A 434-nucleotide genomic window follows, 5' to 3' on the forward strand; every position below is an offset into this window, starting at 1 on the left:
TGGAATTCCTCAGACGCTGAACGTCAGACCGAAATCGGCCACCAGCCTCTTCATGGCGGCATCCTGCGCGGGCGGCAACGGCAGGCGCGGCGGACGCGGCAGGCCTGCGCCAAATCCCATGTGGGTCAGCAGTGACTTCGTTCCTGCGACATAGGCCTGGCCCCCGACCGCCTGAATGACAGGCAGCCATTTGAGGTAAAGCTCTCTTGCCTCATCGAACTTTTTCTCATTTGCGACAAGTTCGAAGATCCGCGCCATCGGTCCTGGCGCAACATTTGAAGCCACTGCCACCCAACCCTGCGCACCCATAACGAAAGACTCGAACCCGAGTATGCCCCCGAACACAGTCATATCGTCGCCGGCCAGTCGGATGATATCGCGCACGCGCGTCACTTCTAGGGTGGACTCCTTGATATAGTCGCAGCCGTCGATTT

General features: G+C 59.2%; 1 protein-coding gene. It reads right to left on the reverse strand.

Going from position 1 to position 434, the window contains the following annotated elements:
• Positions 1-9 precede the first annotated feature (9 nt).
• A partial coding sequence (locus AF337_RS24245; RefSeq protein ID WP_160320341.1) for a dihydrodipicolinate synthase family protein occupies positions 10-434 on the reverse strand: 425 nt, incomplete at its 5' end.

The sequence above is a fragment of the Rhizobium ecuadorense genome, assembly GCF_001187535.1.
GTDB lineage: Bacteria > Pseudomonadota > Alphaproteobacteria > Rhizobiales > Rhizobiaceae > Rhizobium > Rhizobium ecuadorense.